This is a genomic window from Bradyrhizobium sp. USDA 372 (assembly GCF_053629095.1).
On the sequence record NZ_JBRJHR010000001.1, the window covers coordinates 7,718,260 to 7,736,996 of the forward strand.

Annotated in this window: 15 protein-coding genes and 1 pseudogene; 11 read left to right on the forward strand and 5 right to left on the reverse strand. The window is 65.4% G+C overall.

The window, feature by feature from the left end; genetic code table 11:
* Positions 1-4 precede the first annotated feature (4 nt).
* Positions 5-1,201, reverse strand: a complete 1,197-nt coding sequence (locus tag AB7M16_RS35885; protein WP_453946858.1) for an acetyl-CoA C-acyltransferase — start codon at positions 1,199-1,201, stop codon at positions 5-7.
* A gap of 262 nt (positions 1,202-1,463) precedes the next feature.
* The gene (locus AB7M16_RS35890) at positions 1,464-2,234 is read right to left on the reverse strand and encodes an enoyl-CoA hydratase (protein ID WP_453946860.1); all 771 of its coding nucleotides are present in this window, start codon (positions 2,232-2,234) and stop codon (positions 1,464-1,466) included.
* Between the two features lie 154 nt (positions 2,235-2,388).
* On the opposite strand from AB7M16_RS35890, the gene AB7M16_RS35895 reads away from it, so the two are divergent.
* The 3 genes from AB7M16_RS35895 (at position 2,389) to AB7M16_RS35905 (ending at position 5,206) form a co-directional block, all read left to right on the forward strand.
* Entirely contained in the window at positions 2,389-2,922 is a 534-nt protein-coding gene (locus AB7M16_RS35895; protein WP_453946861.1) for a PaaI family thioesterase, read from the forward strand.
* Positions 2,923-2,986: 64 nt separating this feature from the next.
* Positions 2,987-3,607: a TetR/AcrR family transcriptional regulator gene (locus AB7M16_RS35900; RefSeq protein WP_172786345.1), complete on the forward strand. Its 621-nt coding sequence runs from the start codon at positions 2,987-2,989 to the stop codon at positions 3,605-3,607.
* A gap of 345 nt (positions 3,608-3,952) precedes the next feature.
* Positions 3,953-5,206: an IS110 family RNA-guided transposase gene (locus AB7M16_RS35905; RefSeq protein WP_172789764.1), complete on the forward strand. Its 1,254-nt coding sequence runs from the start codon at positions 3,953-3,955 to the stop codon at positions 5,204-5,206.
* A gap of 207 nt (positions 5,207-5,413) precedes the next feature.
* On the opposite strand, the gene AB7M16_RS35910 is transcribed toward AB7M16_RS35905, so the two are convergent.
* Entirely contained in the window at positions 5,414-6,322 is a 909-nt protein-coding gene (locus tag AB7M16_RS35910; protein ID WP_453946862.1) for a LysR family transcriptional regulator, read from the reverse strand.
* Positions 6,323-6,424: 102 nt separating this feature from the next.
* Between AB7M16_RS35910 and AB7M16_RS35915 the strand changes: the two genes are divergently transcribed.
* The 8 genes from AB7M16_RS35915 (at position 6,425) to AB7M16_RS35950 (ending at position 15,727) form a co-directional block, all read left to right on the forward strand.
* Positions 6,425-7,921 carry a CoA-acylating methylmalonate-semialdehyde dehydrogenase gene (locus AB7M16_RS35915; RefSeq protein WP_453946863.1) on the forward strand — a complete coding sequence of 499 codons (1,497 nt, stop codon included), beginning with the start codon at positions 6,425-6,427 and terminating at the stop codon, positions 7,919-7,921.
* A 121-nt stretch (positions 7,922-8,042) separates the two neighbouring features.
* Positions 8,043-9,188: an isobutyryl-CoA dehydrogenase gene (locus AB7M16_RS35920; protein WP_453946864.1), complete on the forward strand. Its 1,146-nt coding sequence runs from the start codon at positions 8,043-8,045 to the stop codon at positions 9,186-9,188.
* Positions 9,185-10,249 (forward strand): enoyl-CoA hydratase/isomerase family protein, encoded by a 1,065-nt coding sequence (locus AB7M16_RS35925; RefSeq protein WP_453946865.1) that lies wholly within the window; start codon positions 9,185-9,187, stop codon positions 10,247-10,249. Before AB7M16_RS35920 ends, AB7M16_RS35925 begins: the two co-directional genes overlap by 4 nt.
* On the forward strand, positions 10,245-11,165 hold the full coding sequence (gene mmsB, locus AB7M16_RS35930; protein WP_453947315.1) for a 3-hydroxyisobutyrate dehydrogenase: 921 nt from the start codon (positions 10,245-10,247) through the stop codon (positions 11,163-11,165). Before AB7M16_RS35925 ends, mmsB begins: the two co-directional genes overlap by 5 nt.
* Positions 11,165-12,883 (forward strand): AMP-binding protein, encoded by a 1,719-nt coding sequence (locus tag AB7M16_RS35935; protein WP_453946866.1) that lies wholly within the window; start codon positions 11,165-11,167, stop codon positions 12,881-12,883. The genes mmsB and AB7M16_RS35935 overlap by 1 nt, the downstream gene beginning before the upstream one ends.
* Positions 12,884-13,363, forward strand: a complete 480-nt coding sequence (locus tag AB7M16_RS35940; protein ID WP_453946867.1) for a MaoC family dehydratase — start codon at positions 12,884-12,886, stop codon at positions 13,361-13,363.
* A gap of 232 nt (positions 13,364-13,595) precedes the next feature.
* Positions 13,596-14,513 carry an SDR family NAD(P)-dependent oxidoreductase gene (locus AB7M16_RS35945; protein WP_453946868.1) on the forward strand — a complete coding sequence of 306 codons (918 nt, stop codon included), beginning with the start codon at positions 13,596-13,598 and terminating at the stop codon, positions 14,511-14,513.
* Positions 14,510-15,727: an NAD(P)/FAD-dependent oxidoreductase gene (locus AB7M16_RS35950; RefSeq protein ID WP_453947316.1), complete on the forward strand. Its 1,218-nt coding sequence runs from the start codon at positions 14,510-14,512 to the stop codon at positions 15,725-15,727. Before AB7M16_RS35945 ends, AB7M16_RS35950 begins: the two co-directional genes overlap by 4 nt.
* A gap of 112 nt (positions 15,728-15,839) precedes the next feature.
* Here AB7M16_RS35950 and AB7M16_RS35955 read toward each other — a convergent pair whose 3' ends face one another.
* Complete coding sequence (locus AB7M16_RS35955) at positions 15,840-16,919, reverse strand: D-TA family PLP-dependent enzyme (protein WP_453946869.1); 1,080 nt, start codon at positions 16,917-16,919, stop codon at positions 15,840-15,842.
* 3 nt (positions 16,920-16,922) lie between these two features.
* Positions 16,923-18,735 (reverse strand): annotated as a pseudogene (locus AB7M16_RS35960) (ABC-F family ATP-binding cassette domain-containing protein).
* Positions 18,736-18,737: the final 2 nt, after the last annotated feature.

Below are 18,737 nucleotides of genomic sequence, written 5' to 3' on the forward strand. Positions count from 1 at the left end.
GCGGTCAGCGAGCTGACCGTTCGACTGCGATTGCGGTGGCTTCGCCGCCGCCAATGCACAGCGCCGCGATACCGCGCTTGAGGTTGTTGGCCTCCAGCGCATGCAGCAGCGTCACGATCAGCCGCGCCCCGGTGGCGCCGATCGGGTGGCCCAGAGCGCAGGCGCCGCCGTTGATGTTGAGCTTCTCGCGGGGAATGCCGAGATCGCGCTGCGCCGCCATCGCCACCACGGCGAAAGCCTCGTTGATCTCGAACAGGTCGACATCGGACGCAGCCCAGCCGATCTTGTCGAGCAGCTTGCGGATCGCCGGGATCGGCGCTGTGGTGAACCATTGCGGCTCCTGGCTGTGGGTGGCGTGGCCCTTGATCTCGGCGAGAACGGGCAGGCCGCCCCGGTCAGCAAGCGAGCGCTTGGTCAGAACCAGCGCGGCGGCGCCGTCGGCATTGGCGGAGGAGGCGGCCGGCGTGATCGTGCCGTTGGCGCGGAATGCCGGCTTCAATCCGGGGATCTTGGCGGGGTCGACCTTCAGCGGATGCTCGTCGTTGGCGATCACGCGCGGTCCGGCCTTTTCGGTCAGCGTGATCGGCGCGATCTCAGCCTTGAATGCGCCGCCCTCGACGGCCTTGCGGGCGCGGCTCAGCGTCTCCATCGCATAGGCGTCCTGGTCCTTGCGAGTGAACTGGTAAGCCTCCGCCGTGGCCTCGCCGAAATCGCCCATGGACCGGCCGGTCTCGTAGGCGTCCTCCAGGCCGTCCATCATCATGTGGTCGATGATGCGGTCATGGCCGAAGCGATAGCCGCCGCGCGCCTTGGCCAGCAGGTAGGGCGCGTTGCTCATGCTCTCCATGCCGCCGGAGACGACGATGTCGGCCGAGCCGGCGCGGATGATGTCGTGCGCCAGCATGGTCGCTTTCATGCCGGAGCCGCAGACCTTGTTGACGGTGGTGGCACCGGTCGCGTCAGGCAGACCCGCGCTGCGCGCCGCCTGCCGCGCCGGCGCCTGGCCCTGACCGGCCGGCAGCACGCAGCCCATGAAGACCTCGTCGACCTTCTCGGGCGCAAGCTTGGCGCGCTCCAGCGCCGCACCGATCACGTGTGAGCCGAGCTTGTGCGCGGGGAGCGGCGACAATTCGCCCATGAAGCGGCCGAGCGGGGTACGTGCGGCGGAGACGATGACGACGGGATCGGCGGCTTCGGCCATGATGGGCTCCCTGGCGATGATAGGTAAGATGACGATCATCATATGATGCGGCGCAAAAAATGCAACCGCGGCAGGGATGAGAAAATGTCGTGGGCCGGATGAGATTTGGTCGTTCGATCGGGAAGGTGTCAATCGACCGTACACTGTCATCACCCGCGAAGGCGGGTGATCCAGTATTCCAGGGACGACGCGGTTAGAACCGAGAAGGCGCGGCGTACTGGATGCCCCGCCTTCGCGGGGCATGACACCGGTATCGAAGGGTTTACCGCTTCCGGTTCACAAACGCGCCCATCAACCGCGTTGGCTCATCCGTCAGGAACGACTCGCCGAACACTTTCACGCTCAAATTCACCGACTCGGTCAGAGGCAGCTCTTCCCACTGCCGCAGCAGCGCCTTCTGCGACCGCAGCGCCTCGGGGCCGCATTCGAGCAAGGCCTTCACCAGGTGCTCGATCTCCGCATCCAGCCCGCCCTCCGGCGCGACCTTGTCGATCAGCCCCCAGGCGAGCGCAGTGGCTGCATCTATGTTCTCCGCCGTCATCACCAGCCAGCGCGCGCGGGCCCAGCCGATCAGGCGCGGCAACAGCGCGGCGTGAATCACCGAGGGGATGCCGACGCGCACCTCGGGCATGCCGAAATGGGCGTCGTGCGCGGCGATGCGGAAGTCGCAGGCCGCTGCCACTTCGAGCCCGCCGCCGAGGCACCACCCCGGCATGCGTGCGATGACCGGAGCCGGGAACTGGCGCACCGCCTCGCAGAGATCGCGCAGGCGGCTGATGAAGGCTTCCGCGGATCTCTGGTCGAGCCCGGCCATCTCCTTGATGTCGGCCCCGCCGATCAGGCTCTTCTCGCTCTGGCCGCGCAGCACCACGACGCGGATGCTGCGGTCGGAGCTTAGCTGCTGCAGGCCTTCGCGCACGGCGTCGGTCACCGGCGAGCCGAGAATGTTGAGCGGGCCGGCGTTGCAGATGGCGACGTGAACGACGCCGCGCACATCGCGCGTCACGCCGCAGTGGTTGTTGAGCATTTCCATCGTGGAGTCTCGAGGTTTCGTGGACATGCGCAAGGTGCGCCGGTCGGGATCACTTCCGGGCCGAAACCCCCGGCTTGTCAAGCGGGCAGGGCAGCGGAGTTGCCAGCGTGAAGTCCGTGGCATAGTATGATGCATATCATCTAAAGAGGCTGCCATGACCGGTAATGATCGACTCGACCTGTTTTCGCCGGAGCAGCGGCGCGAACGCGTGGTGGACTGGCAGGTGCCTGCGCCGGTCGCCAAGGTGGCCATGGGTCTGTCGGGCATGGAGGCCATGCTGGGCATCCGTGACGGCCGGCTGCCGCCGCCGCCCTTCGCAAAGCTGATCGGGTTCATCATGGCCGTGGTCGAGCCGGGCCGGATCGTCATGGAACTGGAGCCGCGCGAGGATCTGGAAAACACCATCGGTCTTCTGCACGGCGCGACCGCCGCGGCGCTGCTCGATACCGCCATGGGATGTGCCATCTCGACCCGACTCGAGGCCGGACAAAGCTCGGTGACCCTCGATCTGAAGCTGACCTATCTGCGCCCGCTATCGGTTCGCTCGGGGCTGATCTCGGCCGAGGGCAAGATCATCAAGCTCGGGCGCCAGACCAGCTATACCGAAGGTTTCGTCCGGGACGGCAAGGGGGCCCTCGCGGTGCGCGCAACTGCAACGTTCTCCATGATCGGAAGCAACTTAACATGAATTAATGCACCCATTTCGTCATTTGCGTGTTATGAGATGATCTCCGACATCCAATGAGCTCCGCATGCGCTATTCCCGGGAACACAAGCAGGAAACCCACGACCGCATCGTGAAGAAGGCCTCGGTGCGGCTGCGGGAGAAGGGTGCCCATGGCATCGGCGTCGCCGACCTCATGAAGGAGGCGGGCCTGACCCACGGCGGCTTTTACGCGCATTTCGACTCTCGTGAGGCGCTGGTGATCGAAGCCTTTGCCTACGCCATGGACCGCTCAATGGAACACTGGCGCAAGCTCACCGGCGAGGCCTCGCCGGAGAAGCGGCTGGCGCTGATCGCCGAGGCCTATCTCTCGGCGCTGCACCGCGACAATCCCGGCCACGGCTGTTCGATCCCTTCGCTCGGCGCCGAGATCGCTCGTGAGAGCCCGAAGACCAGAAAGGCCTTCGCCGGCAAGCTCGACGAGATGATCGAGCTGATGACCGACTACATTCCGAACGCGCCGCGCAAGGCAGCCCGCAAGCAGGCGATCGCGACGCTGGCGACGATGGCCGGTACCATGCTGCTGGCGCGCATCGCCGGCTCGAGCGAATTGTCCGACGAGGTGCTGAAGGCGGGTCGGGACCACGCGCTCGAGGGCGCGAAGCGTGAGCCGAAGGGGGCGGCGGCGAAGAAGGCGAAGCAGAACTAGGCGAGGTGCCGTAGGGTGGGTTAGCCATGCGATTGCGCGAAGCGCATTCGCTTGGCGTAACCCACCACTGTGTCTGTCCGCGGAGACAGAAGAGGTGGGTTACGCCTTCGGCTAACCCACCCTGTACCCTTGTGGGGTTCGTGGCGGCCTTCGGATGTAGACTGGCCGTCCGGGCCGATCCGCCGGGAGCAGCCTTGTCCACCTGTGCCTCGAGCACCGACGTAGGAACCGCGCCCCGGCGGAGCGACCGCGATCGAGATCCGGTAGGAGGTCGCGCCAAGAGCGCCGGTACAGGGACTGATCAGGATCGTGGTGGCCCGCCTTGCGAGCAAGGAGGTCTCAACAATGATCGAAGATGTACGCTGGTTCGTCGGGATCGACTGGGCAACGCGGAGCCATAGCGTTTGCCTGCTGGATGCCGCGGGAAGACAGGTTGCGCAGCACGAGTTCGACCATGGCGGCGCCGGGCTGACGGAGTTGCGTGACTGGCTGCTGGAGAAGACCAAGGCCGCACCGGGACAGATCGCCGTGGCGATCGAGATGCCGCACGGCCCGGTGGTGGAGATGCTGCTCGAGCACGGGTTTGCGGTGTTTGCCATCAATCCCAAGCAACTGGATCGCTTCCGCGATCGCTTCACGGTGGCCGGTGCCAAGGACGACCGCCGCGATGCTCATGTGCTCGGCGCCTCGCTGCGCACTGACCGTGCTGCTTTCCGTCGGCTTGTGGCAGACGATGCGGCGATGATTGAGCTACGGGAGTGGTCGCGCCTGGCGGACGAACTGCAGCAGGAACGCACGCGGCTTGCCAACCGCTTGCGTCAGCAGTTGTGGCGATATTATCCCCAGGCCACCAAGTTGACCGACGATGTCGCCGACGAATGGTTCCTGGCGCTTTGGCAGAAGGTGCCGACCCCCGCCAGTGCGGTCAAGGCCAGCGAGAAGGCCATCGCAGGTGTTCTCAGGGACTATCGTATCCGCCGTCTCAATGCGGCGACGGTGCTCGGGACTTTGCGCGAGGCACCGCTGTTCGTAGCCCCCGGCACGACGGAGGCAGCCTGCGCTCACATCCGCAGCCTGGCGGCACGTCTGCACCTGGTCAATCGGCAGATCAAAGAGGCTCATCAGAACCTGGACCGGCTATGTGCCGAGTTCGAAGGAGAGGAGAAGCCGTCGGGGCAGAGCTCGGAGCAGTGCGACGTGACGATCCTACGCTCCTGGCCAGGAATCGGCAGGATCAATCTCGCCACACTGCTCGCCGAGGCCGCAGAGCCCCTGCGCAGACGAGATTACCATGCTCTGCGCGCCTTGGCAGGGGCTGCGCCGGTGACGCGGCAAAGCGGCAAACAACGCTTCGTGATCCGCCGCCTCGCCTGCAACAGGCGGCTACAGAGCGCCGTCCATCACTGGTCGCGTGTCGCCATCCAACACGACGCTGCCAGCAGGCGACGGTATGATGCCTTGCGCAGAAAAGGACACGGTCACGCGCGGGCTCTGCGCAGCGTGGGAGATCGCTTGCTTTTTGCCCTGTGCACGACGCTCAAGCGACAGACCCCATACGATGCGGACCATAACGGCACAAAGAACTCCGCGAACGGGTGAGCCCCATTCCTTTGTTCGGCCGGGCGACCATTCCTTCGTCCCGACCTGCCGAGCGCCAGAGCGCCGCCCGCAGATGCTGTCCAGGATGCCGAAGGCACCGGCAAAGCCGGCGCGCAGCGTCCTGGACTGCATCGAGCACGGCGCTACCATATTGCCCTATAAGGACGTTCCCCTTGACCAAGGGTAGGAGGTCCTACGGCAGCGGTGCTACCGCCCTGCAAACAACGCCCGCTCGCGCTCGACAATCTCCGAAATGTAATCCGCCACGGCCCTGATCCGCGCCAGGTCCTTGCTGTCGGCGTGCATCAGCATCCAGAATGTCCGCGTGATCGAAATCTCCTCCGGCAGCACGGCCACCAGCTGCGGATAATCGCTCGTCATGAAGTGGGGCAGGACGGCGATGCCGAAGCCTGAGAGCGTGGCGTTGAGCTGCGCGATCAGATTGGCGCTGCGAAAGCGCGCCGAGATCCGCGGCGACACCTGCGGCAGATAATCGAGCTCCGGCGTGAACAAGAGTTCCTCGATATAGCCGACGAAGCGGTGCTGCGTCAGGTCCTGCCGCGAGGCGATTTTTGGGAAGCGGTCGAGATAGGCGGGGGCCGCATAGAGTCCAAGCCGGTAGTCGAGCAGCTTGCGCCCGACGATGCGACCTTCCTTCGGCATGGTCAGGCTGATGGCGATATCGGCCTCGCGCTTGGAGAGGCTGAACAGCCGCGCCGTGGCCACAAGTTGCAGATCCAGATCGGGATAGCGGTCCGCGAACGGCGCCAGCCGCGGCGCCAGGAAGGCGGTGCCGAACCCGTCGGGTGCGCCGATCCGCACCGTTCCGGTCAGCCGCGCGACCGAGCCACCGACCTGCTCCTGGTTGGCGACGATGGTGGATTCCATGGCTTCGGCGCTGTCGGCGACGCGTTGGCCGGCCTCGGTGAGGAGGTAGCCGGTCTTGCGCCGGTCAAACAGCTTGGCCGAGAGGTGCTTCTCCAGCCGGTCGACGCGGCGGATCACCGTGGCATGGTCGACCCCCAGCTGTTTTGCCGCAGCCGACACCGAGCCGCCCCGCACGATGGCCAGCACGAAGCGAAAGTCGTCCCAGTCGATGGTACCTTGATCCAGCATTTTCGCACATCTATGGTGCATTATCTCAGACTTGAATCCCAATAAATGCAGGTCGATAGGATTTGTCAAAGCGTTCAAGCTCGACCTCAAGGAGATCATTCCATGCGTTCAGTCGGACATTTCATCGGTGGCAAGGAAGTTAAGGGCACCTCGGGCCGCACTGCCGACATCTTCGAGCCGATGACCGGCGACGTACAGGCCAAGGTCGCGCTGGCGTCCAAGGCCGAGGTTCGCGCCGCCGTCGAGAACGCGCGCGCCGCGCAGCCGGAATGGGCCGCGACCAACCCGCAGCGCCGCGCCCGCGTCATGTCGAAGTTCGTCGAGCTGGTGCAGCGCGACTACGACAAGCTCGCCGAGCTGCTGGCGCGTGAGCATGGCAAGACCGTGCCGGACGCCAAGGGCGACATTCAGCGCGGCCTCGAAGTCGCGGAATTCGCCTGCGGCATTCCGCATCTGATGAAGGGCGAATACACCGAAGGCGCCGGTCCCGGCATCGACATCTATTCGATGCGCCAGCCGCTCGGCGTCGTTGCCGGCATCACGCCGTTCAACTTCCCGGCGATGATCCCGATGTGGAAGTTCGCCCCCGCGATCGCCTGCGGCAACGCCTTCATCCTGAAGCCGTCGGAGCGCGATCCCGGCGTGCCGATGCTGCTCGCCGAGCTGATGATCGAGGCGGGCCTGCCGGCCGGCATCCTCAATGTCGTCAATGGTGACAAGGAAGCGGTCGACGCCATCCTCGACGATCCCGATATCAAGGCCGTCGGCTTCGTCGGCTCCACGCCGATCGCGCAGTACATCTATGAGCGCGCGGCCCAGACCGGCAAGCGCTGCCAGTGCTTCGGCGGCGCCAAGAACCACGCCATCGTCATGCCCGATGCCGACATGGACCAGGCCGTCGACGCGCTGATCGGCGCCGGCTACGGCTCAGCCGGCGAGCGCTGCATGGCTGTCTCGGTCGCCGTCCCCGTCGGCAAGTCCACCGCCGACCGCCTGATGGAAAAGTTGATCCCGCGCGTGGAATCCTTGAAGATCGGCACTTCGATCGATCCGTCGGCCGATTACGGTCCGCTGGTGACGCGTGAGGCGGTCGAGAAGGTCAAGAGCTACATCGACATCGGCATCAAGGAAGGCGCGACGCTGGCGGTCGACGGCCGCGGCTTCAAGATGCAGGGCTACGAGAACGGCTTCTATCTCGGCGGCTCGCTGTTCGACAACGTCACCAAGGACATGCGGATCTACAAGGAAGAGATCTTCGGCCCGGTGCTCTCGGTCGTGCGCGCGCATGACTACAAGGAAGCGCTGGCGCTGCCGTCCGACCACGACTACGGCAACGGCGTTGCCATCTTCACCCGCGACGGCGATGCCGCGCGCGACTTCGCGGCCAAGGTCAATGTCGGCATGGTCGGCATCAACGTGCCGATCCCGGTGCCGATCGCCTATTACACCTTCGGCGGCTGGAAGAAGTCGGGCTTCGGCGATCTCAACCAGCACGGTCCGGATTCGGTCCGCTTCTACACCAAGACCAAGACGGTGACCTCGCGCTGGCCGTCCGGCGTCAAGGAGGGTGCGGAGTTCTCGATCCCGCTGATGAAGTAAGGCTGTAGCCCAGCCCGTCATTGCGAGCGCAGCGAAGCAATCCAGAATCTTTCCGCAGAGACAGTCTGGATTGCTTCGTCGCTCTGCTCCTCGCAATGACGAGGAAGGTGAGGAGCCCAGCATGCAATTCGCTCTGAACGAGGATCAGGTCGTCCTTCGCGACATGGCGCTGGCGTTTGCGGCGGAGAAGATCGCGCCGCATGCGCTGCGCTGGGACGAGGAGAAGCATTTCCCCGTCGACGTGATGCGCGAGGCGGCTACGCTCGGCATGGGCGGCATCTACATCCGCGAGGATGTCGGCGGCTCCGCCATGACGCGGTTCGACGCGGCGCTGATCTTCGAGGCGCTGGCGACGGGCTGTCCGACCACCTCGGCCTTCATCTCCATCCACAACATGGCGAGCTGGATGATCGATGCCTTCGGCAGCGACACCCAGCGCCATCAATGGCTGCCAAAGCTCTGCACCATGGAGCTGATCGCGAGCTACTGCCTGACCGAGCCGGGCGCCGGCTCGGACGCGGCAGCGCTGCGCACCCGCGCGGTACGCGACGGCGATCATTACGTCCTCAACGGCCAGAAGCAGTTCATCTCCGGCGCCGGCGGCACCGACGTTCTGGTCGCGATGGTCAGGACCGGCGGCGATGGTCCCGGCGGCATCTCGACCCTCGTCATCGACGGCAAGACACCCGGCGTCTCCTTCGGCGCCAATGAGCGCAAGATGGGCTGGAACGCGCAGCCGACTAGGGCGGTGATATTCGAGAACGCCCGCGTGCCGGTTTCCAACCGCCTGAGCGAGGAGGGCACAGGGTTCAAGATCGCGATGGCCGGCCTCGACGGCGGCCGTCTCAACATTACTGCGTGCTCGCTCGGCGGCGCGCAGGCCGCGCTCGATAAGGCACGCGCCTACATGAAGGATCGCAAGGCGTTCGGAAAGCGGCTGGACGAATTCCAGGCGCTGCAATTCCGTCTTGCCGACATGGCGATCGAGCTCGAGGCCGCGCGCACCTTCCTGTGGCGTGCTGCGGCGGCGCTCGACCGCAAGGACGCTGACGCCACCATGCTATGCGCCATGGCGAAACGCTTCGGCACCGATGTCGGCTTTGAGGTCGCCAACCATGCGCTGCAGCTTCACGGCGGCTACGGTTACCTCAGCGAGTACGGCATCGAGAAGATCGTGCGCGACTTACGTGTGCACCAGATCCTCGAAGGCACCAATGAAATCATGCGGCTCATCGTGGCGCGCAAATTGATCGAGGGCGCGCGATGACGGCAGCAGAAGAGGGCGATCTCGTCGCCCGCGTCGAGGGCGCCGCCGGCATCATCAGGCTCAACCGCCCCAAGGCGATCAACGCCGTCACGCTGGAGATGTTTCGCGACATCGACAAGGCGCTCGACCGCTTCGAGGCTGATCCTGCCGTTGCCGTGATCCTGCTTGAAGGCGCCGGCGAGCGTGGCCTCTGCGCCGGCGGCGACATCCGCACGCTCTGGGAAAGCTCGAAGGCTGGTGGCGATCTCGGCAAGATCCTGTGGCGGGAGGAGTATATCCTCAATGCCCGAATCAAGAAGTTTCCAAAACCCTATGTCGCCTTCATGGACGGCATTGTCATGGGCGGCGGCGTCGGGCTTTCCGCGCATGCCAGCCACCGCGTCGTCACCGATCGCACGAAGCTCGCGATGCCCGAAGTCGGCCTCGGCTTCTTCCCCGATGTCGGCGGCACCTATCTGCTGTCGCATGCGCCGGGCGAGATCGGCACCTATTTCGGGCTGACCGGCCAGACCATGAACGGGCCTGACGCGATCCATGCGAAGTTTGCCGATTGGGTCGTGCCGGCGGCGAGATTGCCGGAGCTGCGCGAGGCGCTGACCAAGCTGCGCCTTGGTGCGACCGCTGACGATGTCGGCAAGCTCATCAGCGGCTTTGCGACGGGCGAGACTGCGGGGCCGGTCGCCGCCAGGGAGCCGATCATCGATGCGTTGTTCGGCTTCGACCGCATGGAGGACATTTTCGCTGCGCTGAAGCGCGATGGTTCCGAGTTCGCGCTGGCCACGCTGAAGACGCTGAGCGAAAAATCGCCGCGCGGCATGGTGGTGACGCTCAAACTGCTGCGGCTTGCGCGCGGATCGAGCCTGGAAGAGTGCCTGGTGCGCGAATACCGCGCCGCACTGGAAGTGTTTCGGAGCGATGATTTTCGCGAAGGCGTGCGCGCCGCCGTGATCGACAAGGATCGCAACCCGACCTGGTCGCCGCGAGCAATCGAGGATGTGACGCCTGAGATGCTGGCGCCCTATCTCGCCGAGATCGGCGCGGACGAATTGAAGTTCAATTAACAACGCGACAGCGGAGGAAACGACAATGGCCACGATCGCATTCATCGGTCTCGGCAACATGGGCGGCCCGATGGCGGCCAACCTCGTCAAGGCCGGCCACAAGGTGGTGGCGTTCGATCTCGTCGAAGCCTCGCGCAATCAGGCCAGGGCCGATGGCGCCAGCATTGCCGACAGCGCGCCCGCCGCGGTGAAGGGCGCCGATGTCGTGGTCACCATGCTCCCCGCAGGCAAGCACGTGCTCGGCGTCTGGAACGAGGTCGTGCCTGTCATGACCAAGGGGACGCTGATCATCGACAGCTCCACCATCGACGTCGAGAGCGCGCGGGCCGCGCATGCGCTCGCCGCCAAGCACGGCGTGCTCTCGGTCGATGCGCCGGTCTCCGGCGGCACCGGCGGCGCCAAGGGCGCAACGCTCACCTTCATGTGCGGCGGCGAGGAGAAGGCATTTGCCGCGGCAAAGCCCGTGCTCGAGAACATGGGCAAGAAGATCGTGCATTGCGGCGGGGCCGGTGCCGGCCAGGCCGCGAAAATCTGCAACAACATGATCCTCGGCATTTCCATGATCGCGGTGAGCGAAGCCTTTGCGCTCGGTGAGAAGCTCGGGCTCTCGCATCAGGCGCTGTTCGACGTCGCCTCGACCTCGTCCGGCCAGTGCTGGTCGCTGACGACCTATTGCCCGGTGCCCGGCCCGGTGCCGACCTCGCCGGCCAACAACGATTACAAGCCGGGCTTTGCCTCGGCGCTGATGGTGAAGGACCTCACCCTGGCGCAGGATGCGGCGAAAGCTGCGGGCGCGGCGACGCCGCTCGGCAAGCATGCGCAGGAGATCTATCAGTCTTTCGACGCAGCCGGCCAGGGCGGGGTGGATTTTTCCGGAATTATCAAGCACGTTAGGAGTTTGGCCGGGAAAGCTTGATGACCACATTCCAGGAAGCACGCGCGTTCCTTCTGCAACACCGCACGGATTACGACGCAGCGGTCAAAGGTTTCCGCTGGCCTGATCCGGTTCCTTTCAACTGGGCGCTCGACTGGTTCGACGCTGAGCTCGCGGCCAATGCGGACAGCAAGGATCGGCCCGCGCTCTGGATCGTCGACGCCGCCCAGGACAAGCAGACAAAGCTGTCTTTCGCGGCGCTGTCGCGTCGCTCCAACCAGGTCGCGAACTTCCTTCGCGCGCAGGGTTTGAAGCGCGGCGATCATCTCCTGCTGCTGCTCGGCAATGTGGTACCGCTGTGGGAGACGATGCTCGCCGCGATGAAGCTCGGCGTGGTCGTCATTCCCGCCACGACGCTGCTGACCGCCGACGAGCTGCGCGACCGGCTCGATCGCGGCAAGGCGAGGGCGGTGATCGCGGCGCAGGACCAGGTCGCAAAGTTCGCGAGCTTGGGCGCGGAGAATGTCGTCCGCATCGTCGTCGGCGCGGACTCCGACGGTTGGCTTGCCTATGACGAGGCGGCAAAGGCCTCCGAGAGTTTTGCGCCTGATGGTCCGACCCATGCCGACGACCCGATGCTGCTCTATTTCACCTCGGGCACGACAGCAAAACCAAAGCTGGTGCGGCACAGCCAGCGCAGCTACCCCGTCGGCCATCTCTCGACCATGTACTGGATCGGCCTGAAGCCCGGCGACGTCCATCTCAACATCTCTTCGCCCGGCTGGGCCAAGCATGCCTGGAGCTGCTTCTTCGCGCCGTGGAATGCCGGTGCGACCGTGTTCGTGGTCAACCAGCCGCGCTTCGACGCCAAGGCGCTGCTCGCCACCATCGGCCGCTGCGGCGTCACCACGCTGTGCGCGCCGCCGACGGTGTGGCGGCTGTTCATCCAGGAGAACCTCGCCGCGTTCAAGGTGGCGCTTCGCGAGGTCTGCGGCGCCGGTGAGCCGCTCAATCCTGAAGTGATCGATCAGGTGCAGGTCGCCTGGGGCCTCACCATCCGTGACGGCTACGGCCAGACCGAGACCACCGCGCTCGCCGGCAACTCGCCGGGGCAGCCCATCAAGATCGGCTCGATGGGCCGTCCGCTGCCGGGCTATCGCGTGCAGATCAGCGATGCCGACGGCAATCCCGCAAGGGAGGGCGACGTGACGCTGGTGCTGGGTGATGACCGCCCGGCCGGCCTGATGCAGGGCTATCAGGGTGACGACGGCAAATTGTCCGGCGCCGAAGGCGCGCTCTATCGCAGCGGCGACGTGGTGTTTGCGGATGAGGACGGCTATCTCACCTTCGTCGGCCGTTCCGACGACGTGTTCAAATCCTCCGACTATCGCATCAGCCCGTTCGAGCTGGAGAGCGTCCTGCTCGAGCACGAGCTCGTTGCGGAAGCTGCGGTGGTGCCGAGCCCGGACCCGATCCGGCTTGCGATCCCCAAAGCCTTCGTGCTGCTGACCGCGGGCGCGGAGCGGACGCCGGAAACCGCGCTCTCCATCTTCAAGCACCTGCACGCGCGTCTGGCGCCGTTCAAGCGCATCCGCCGCCTCGAAATCGTCACCGAGCTCCCGAAGACGATCTCTGGAAAGATCCGCCGCGTCCAGCTACGACGGCTCGAACGCGACGATGATCGGAGCGATCCCTTGCGCGGCCGGGAATTCCGTGAGGAGGAGTTTCCGGAGCTGGCGAAGACACGGAGTGAGACCTAAGTGAACGAAGTCTGGAAGAAACCACCTGTAACGCTCGAAGCCTATCAGGCCATCGTCGGCAAGGAGATCGGCGTGTCCTCATGGCATCTGATCGATCAGCCCCGCATCGACACCTATGCCGACGTGATCGAGGATCACCAGTTCATCCACGTCGATCCCGACCGCGCGAAGAAGGAGACCGCCTTCGGCACCACCATCGCGCACGGCTTTCTCACGATGTCGCTGCTGTCGGTCATGTCCTACGAGGTGATGCCTGTCATCGCCGGCACCACGATGGGCGTGAATTACGGCTTCGACAAGCTGCGCTTCATCTCGCCGGTGCGCTCCGGCAAGCGCGTGCGCGGCCGCTTCGTGCTGGCGGAAGCCAAGCTCCGCAAGCCGAACGAATTGCAGTCCCGCACCAACGTCACGGTCGAGATCGAGGGCGAGGACAAGCCGGCGCTGGTCGCCGACTGGCTCGGCCTGATCTATTTCGAATAGGCCCGTGCCGCCGTTGCCGGCCTTGACCCGGCAACCCATCGCTGCTCAAAAAGCTGTCAATTCGTGCTCGGTGCACCCTCTCCCCTTGTGGGAGAGGGTGGCGAAATCGAGCGGAGCGAGATGAAGCCGGGTGAGGGGTCTCTCTCCACACGCTCATCTGCCGAGACAACCCCTCATCCGGCGCTTGCGCGCCACCTTCTCCCACAAGGGGCGAAGGAAGAAAGGAAGCACTATGGCAATCAGGTTCGACGGACGCGTCGCCATCGTCACCGGCGCGGGCAATGGTCTCGGACGCGCGCATGCGCTGGGGCTGGCCAGCCGCGGCGCCAAGGTCGTGGTCAACGATTTCGGCGGCGCGCGCGACGGCACCGGCGGCTCGCTGTCGCCGGCCGAAGCGGTGGTCGAGGAGATCCGCAAAGCGGGCGGCACCGCGATGGCCGACGGCGCCGACGTCTCCAATTTCGAGCAGGTCACCGCCATGGTCGAGCGCGCCACCAGGGAGTGGGGCAGCGTCGATCTTCTGTGCGCCAATGCCGGCATCCTGCGCGACAAGTCGTTCGGCAAGATGGAAGTCGCCGATTTCCAGAAGGTGCTCGACGTGCATCTCGTTGGCACCTTCTATTGCTGCAAGGCGGCCTGGGCCGGCATGCGTGACCGCAATTACGGTCGCATCGTGCTGACGACGTCGTCCTCCGGCCTCTACGGCAATTTCGGCCAGGCCAATTACGGCGCCGCCAAAACCGGCATGGTTGGCCTGATGAACGTGCTCGCCGAGGAAGGTCGCAAGAACGACATCCGCGTCAACATCATCTCGCCGACGGCGGCGACGCGCATGACCGAAGAGCTGCTGCCGCCGCAGGCGTTGCAGCTGATGAAGCCGAACGCGATCACGCCCGCGGTCGAGTACATGCTGAGCGAGGATGCCCCGACCCGCACCATCATGGGCGCCGGTGCCGGCTCGTTTGCGGTGATCAAGATTTTGGAGAGCGAAGGCATCAACCTGCCGGAGAGCGAGTGGACGCCCGATGCGATTGCCGCGCATTTCGCCGAGATCAGCGACATGTCGAAGGCCAGAGCGCTGCAGGGCGCGTTCGAGCAGACGCAGAAATACGTCGCGCAGGCCGCGGCGCGGGCGGGGATCAAGCTCTGACGGCCGTCGCCGTCATCGGCGCAGGTCCCGCCGGCCTGATGGCGGCGGAGGTGCTGGCGTCAGGAGGCGCGCGCGTCACGGTCTACGACGCGATGCCGTCTGCGGGGCGCAAGTTCCTGATGGCGGGCCGCGGTGGGCTCAATCTCACCCACAGCGAACCGCTGCCGCAGTTCACGGCGCGCTACCGCGAGGCCGCACCGAAGCTGCAAGCGGCGATCGACGCGTTTTCACCCGATGCGCTCCGGGCCTGGTGCGAAGCGCTGGGCGAGCCGACCTTCGTCGGCAGCAGCGGACGCGTGTTTCCCAAGGCCTTCAAGGCTTCGCCCTTGCTACGCGCCTGGCTGCGGCGGCTCGATGCCGGCGGTGTCGGCTTTGCTTTTCGCCATCGCTGGATCGGCTGGGACGGCGAGGGACGGCTGATCTTTCAGACGCCGAAAGGTGTCTCCGCCATCGAAGCGAACGCCACGCTGCTCGCCCTTGGCGGCGCAAGCTGGCCGCGGCTCGGATCGGACGGAAGCTGGGTCGAGATCCTCACCGCAAGAGGCGTTGCCGTCTCGAAGTTGCGGCCCGCCAATTCCGGCTTCACGGTCGCTTGGTCCAAAGTGTTCCGCGACCGTTTCGAGGGCCAGCCGCTCAAGGGCGTGGCGCTGACGATCGGCGCACACACGGTGCGCGGAGAAGCCATGATCACCCGCAGCGGAATCGAAGGCGGCGCGATCTATGCGCTCTCGTCAGAGCTGCGCGAGGCGGTGCTGAGTCTCGGGCAGGCGACGCTGATGATCGCGTTGCGGCCCGACCTCGACGCCGCGGCGCTGACCACGCGGCTGTCGGGCGTGCGCGGCAAGCAATCGCTGGCGAACTTCCTGCGCAAGGCCGCGCAATTGTCGCCGGCCGGCATCGGCGTGATGCAGGAAGCGGCCATCGCCTCTGGCCGGCCGCTGGCCGCGTTCTCGCCGGCCGAGCTGGCGCAGCTGGTCAACGCCATTGCGCTTCAGCTCACCGGCGTGGCTCCGATCGATCGGGCGATCTCGACGGCGGGCGGGATCACCTTCGACGAGCTCGACGCACACTTCATGCTGCGTAAGCTGCCCGGAGTGTTCGCCGCGGGCGAGATGCTCGATTGGGAAGCACCAACCGGCGGCTATCTGTTGCAGGCTTCGTTTGCGACGGGGGCCGCGGCGGGCAGGGGTGTGCTGGAGTGGCTCAGTCGCTAACCACCGTCATTGCGAGCGCAGCGAAGCAATCCAGAATCCCTCCTCGGACGTAGTCTGGATTGCTTCGTCGCAAGAGCTCCTCGCAATGACGGCCGTGGGAACGGCGCGAACCCTACCGCAGCTTCCCCCGCGCCGCGACCGGCAGCGTGCCGATGATCTCCTCGCCGCGGACCATTACGACCTCGTCCATCATGTTGACGACGACGCAGACGTGGTTCGGTACGATGCGGACGACGTCGCCGACATTCGGCCTTGTGTTGCTGCGGGAGAGATCGAGGAAGCCGTGCTCCTCGGCGAACTTGGCGATCTTCGCCTCGGGATGCTCCAGGATCAGGCCGTGACCGTCGAGCCCGCCGGTATCCGTGGTCAGCGTCTTCGAGCCGGCGTCCAAAATACCGCGCTCGGGCGCGGCGCGGCTCACCACCGTCGAATAGATGTGCAGCGCGCAATCGTCCCACGTGGCCGAGCCGGCCGCGACCTGCATGCGGTCGTTATAGATGTAGGTGCCGAAGCGATGCTCGGTGCCGCCTTTGAGCTTGCCAATGTTGACGAGGTTCGGCGTGCCGCCGGTCGAGACGATTTTTGCATCGAGCCCGTGCGCGCGCACGCCGGCCAGCGCCTCGTCGTAGAATTTTTGCGCGTCAGCCCAGCCGGTCTCGGTCGGGTAGAGCATGAAGCCGGCAAACTCCAATCCCTTGGACGCGGCGATCTCGCGCGCCAGCGCGATCGCCTCCGCGGGCGTCTCGACGCCCGCGCGCTTGCGCCCCGTGTCGCATTCGACCACGACCGAGAGCGGACGGCCCGAGGCCGCGGCGGCCTTCGGCAAGCCCGCGACGACTGTCGAGTTATCGGCCGCCACCGTCATCTTGGTCTTGGCATTTAGCGCGCCGAGCCGCGCCATCTTCTCTTCGCCCAAGAGATTGTAGCTGATCAGGATGTCGTCGATGCCGGCATTGGCCATGATCTCGGCCTCGCCGATCTTCTGGCAGGTGATGCCTTTCGCTCCAGCCGCGACCTGCATCTTGGCGATGGTCGGGTTCTTGTGCGTCTTGATGTGCGGACGATTGGCGATGCCGGCATCGTCGCAGGCTTTCTGGATCCGCGCGATGTTGCGCTCGACCCTGTCCATGTCGATGACGGCGCAGGGCGTGCCGTATTCGCGGGCGACTTTTGCGGCGAGAGTTGTTGTCATAAGTTATGCCTGTTCAATCTCTTCACGGAGCATTTCGAGTTCGAGCCAGCGCTCTTCAGCGGCCGACAGTTCTTCATGCGCCTTGGCGATGGCGGCCGAGGTGTCGTCGAATTTCTTGCGATCTTTCGCATAGAGATTGGGATCATCAAGCACGCCCTGCAGCTTGGCAATATCCGCGTGCAACGTCTCCATCTTCTTCGGCAACGTTTCCAGCGCGTGCTTCTCGTTGAAGCTCAGCTTCCGCTTGGGGGCCGACGAGGGAGCGGCGGCGCGCTCCTCTTTCTTCTCCACTGGCGCTTGCGTCTTCGCCGTCTCGCGCTTGAGGTCCGCGCCGCGCTGGCTCAGCATGTCGCTGTAGCCGCCGGCATATTCGATCCACTTGCCGTTACCGTCCGGCGCGATCACGGAGGTGACGACGCGGTCGAGGAAGTCGCGGTCGTGGCTGATCAGGATGACTGTGCCATCGTAATCGCCGAGCATCTCCTCGAGCACGTCGAGGGTCTCGAGATCGAGATCGTTGGTCGGCTCGTCCAGCACCAGCAGGTTCGACGGTTTTGCGAGCGCCCGCGCCAGCATCAGCCGGCCGCGCTCGCCGCCGGAGAGTACCTCCACCGGAGTGCCCCGCTGCTCCTGGGCGAACAGGAAGTCCTTCATGTAGCCGACGACGTGCTTCGGCTTGCCGCCGACCATGATCTGATCGCCGCGGCCGCCGGTGAGGGCTTCTGCCAGTGTCGATTTGGGATCGAGGCTTTCGCGGTGCTGATCGAGCGTGGCCGTTTCCAGATTGGCACCCAGCCGTACGATGCCGGAATCGGGTTGCCCGCCGCCGGTGAGCAGATTGACCAGGGTGGTCTTGCCGGCGCCGTTCGGGCCGATGATGCCGAGCCGGTCGCCGCGCTGGATGCGCGTCGAGAAGTTCTCGACGATTTTTCTCTCGCCATAGGCCTTGGTGATGCCCTTGGCCTCGATCACCAGCTTGCCGGATTGTTCGGCTTCCGCCGCAGCGAGACTCGCGGTGCCCGCCGTGCCGCGATAGTTGCGGCGCTGGTCGCGCAGCGCGTGAAGATTGGCGAGGCGCTTGACGTTGCGTTTGCGCCGTCCGGAGACGCCGTGGCGCAGCCAATGCTCCCTCGTCGACGATCTTGCGGTCGAGCTTGTGCTGGTCGCGCTCTTCTTCCGCGAGCACCTCGTCGCGCCAGGTCTCGAACGAGGCAAAGCCGCGGTCGATCTGCTTGATCTTGCCGCGGTCGAGCCATGCCGTGGAGCGCGACAGATTTGTCAGGAAGCGGCGGTCATGACTGATGATCACCAGCGCCCCGCGGCGGCTGTCGAGCTCCTGCTCCAGCCACTCGATGGTGGAGAGGTCGAGATGGTTGGTGGGCTCGTCCAGCAGCAATATGTCGGGCGAGGGCGCCAGCACACAGGCGAGCGCGGCGCGACGCGCCTCGCCGCCGGAGAGATTGTGCGGGTTCTCGTCGCCGGTGAGGCCAAGCTGCTCGAGGAGGTAGCGCGCCTGGTGATGGTCGTCGCCCGGCGCGAGCCCCGCCTCGACATAGGCGAGCGTGGTCTTGTGCTCGCCGAAATCCGGCTCCTGCGGCAGATAGCGCACGGTCGCGCCCGGCTGCACGAAGCGCGTGCCGCTGTCGGGCTCGACAAGGCCCGCCGCGATTCTGAGCAGCGTCGACTTGCCCGAGCCGTTGCGGCCGATCAGGCAGACGCGCTCGCCCGGCGCGACATTGAGCTCGACGCCCGACAGCAGCGGCGTGCCGCCAAAAGTCAGCCGGATGTCTTTCAGTTGGATCAGCGGCGGCGCCATGA